1 protein-coding gene (only partly in view) is annotated in these 2,012 nt (G+C 62.8%); it reads left to right on the top strand.

Features of this window, described 5'->3' with window-relative positions; genetic code table 11:
- Positions 1-1,624, top strand: the 3' portion of a protein-coding gene (locus tag ACVILI_RS31775) for an IS1634 family transposase (RefSeq protein WP_038655116.1). The gene continues 5 nt to the left of window position 1, outside the view; only the last 1,624 of its 1,629 coding nucleotides appear in the window; its start codon lies off the left edge, out of view; the stop codon is at positions 1,622-1,624.
- Positions 1,625-2,012 lie beyond the last annotated feature (388 nt).

Below are 2,012 nucleotides of genomic sequence, written 5' to 3' on the forward strand. Positions count from 1 at the left end.
TGTCGTTGAGAGAGTCGCGCGCGGCCATCGCTATCTCTACCTCGTGGAAAGTGTCCGCGACGGCAAAACCGTTCGCCAGCGCACGATAAAGGCACTGGGCCGCAAGGATGCGCTGGTTGCCAGCGGCGAACTTGACAGATTGGCGGCCTCGATTGCGCGCCATGGCGAACGCAGCCTCATCCTGTCCGACATTGACGCGGGGCGGATTGCCTCTCGCCGCATTGGCGGTCCGCTGTTGTTCGGGCGGCTGTGGCAGCGGCTCGGGATTGGCGATGTGCTGGAAGAGGTGCTGGAAGGGCGCCAGTTCGGCTTTGCGGTGGAACGGGCGGTGTTCATTGGCACGTTGCATCGGCTGTTCGTGTCGGGCTCGGACCGCGACTGCGCGAACTGGATGGCCGATTATGGTATCGAGGGCGCCGAGGGTCTGGCGCTCCATCACTTTTACCGGGCCATGGCGTGGCTGGGCGAGGAACGCGGCGAAAAGGCGCAAGGCGCGCTGGTGGCGCGCTGCGTGAAAGACGTGATCGAGGAAAAGCTCTTCGCGCGCCGGCAGGACCTGTTCACCGACCTCAGCCTTGTGTTCATGGACACAACCTCGTTATCCTTCTACGGCGCGGGCGGCGAGACGCTGGGCAAGCGCGGGCATTCCAAGGACTTCCGCCCCGATCTGGCGCAAATGATCCTGGCGCTGGTCGTTGATGGCGAGGGCCGGCCGATCTGCACCGAGATGGTGCCTGGCAACACCGCTGACGTGACCGTCCTGTTGCCGGTGGTCGATCGGCTGCGAACGCGCTTCGGCGTCACACGCGCCTGCGTTGTCGCCGATCGCGGCATGATCAGCGCCGATACCATCGCCGCGCTCGAAAAGCTGGGCATGGAATACATTCTGGGGGCCCGCGAACGCTCGAGCAGCGTGATCCACAACGTCGTGCTCAATGACACGGCGCCGATGGTTCCGCTCGTTCTCGAGCGCCAGCGCGGTGAAACTCAGTTGTGGGTCAAAGAGGTCAAGTTCGGTAAAGACCGCTACATCGTCAGCCGCAATGACGCCGAGGCCGAGAAGGACAAGGCCGACCGCCAGGCGATCATCGCCGGCCTCGAGGCACAGCTCAAGAAGGGCGACAAGGCACTGGTCGGCAACTCGGCCTACCGGCGTTACCTCAAGGCCGGCGGCAAGAACTTCAAGATCGATGTCGGCAAGCTTGCCGAGGAAGCCCGCTACGACGGTATCACCGTGGTGCGGACCAACGCGAAGGTGACCCCGCTCCAGGCCGTGCTGCGGTATCGCGATTTGCTCGAGGTCGAGAGCCTGTTCCGCGCCGCCAAGGCAACCTTCAATACCCGGCCGATCTTCCACCAATCCGATGCCGCCATCCGCGGGCATGTGTTCTGCTCGTTCCTGGCGCTCGTGCTCAGCAAGGAACTGCGCCGCCTCTGCCGGGCCAAAGGCCTGACGCCCGAATGGCAGCCGCTCCTACGCGATCTCGATCGCCTCCAGGAAGCCACCATCGAAAAGGATGGTCGCATCGTCACAACCAGAACTCACGTCACCGGCCAAGTGGGCAACGTCTTCAAGGCAGCTGGCATCGCTCTGCCACACAACCTCGACGAACAACTCGCCTGAGATCCCCCCAAAATGTAGTGGTAACACGCGCCGGCGCGCGCCTAACATGCTGACTTAATGACATATTCTCACAGGCGGTGTTTAAGTCGGGTCATAAAAGCGAGCCGACGAGCACTGAGGCTGGCCGAGACAGTAGCCCCCGCCTGCTAAATTCACTTCGCATTTGGTTGCGGTCGCCGCTCCGATTCGGCTTTCGCTGTTCGCTTCGGTCGTTGCCGGGCGTTCTTCCATTGGGCTCGAATGCAAAACGGCCCGCTGGTTCGAGCCAGGCGGGCCGATTTTGGTTTGGTTTTGGGGAGAGGGATTTGGCTTATCTGTCGTGCGGCTTCGGTTTTGTCTGCTTGCGGGCCGCTGGGCGGGAGGCAGCCGTTGGCGACGTTGGCTCCAA

It is taken from the genome of Mesorhizobium sp. USDA 4775, assembly GCF_054062655.1.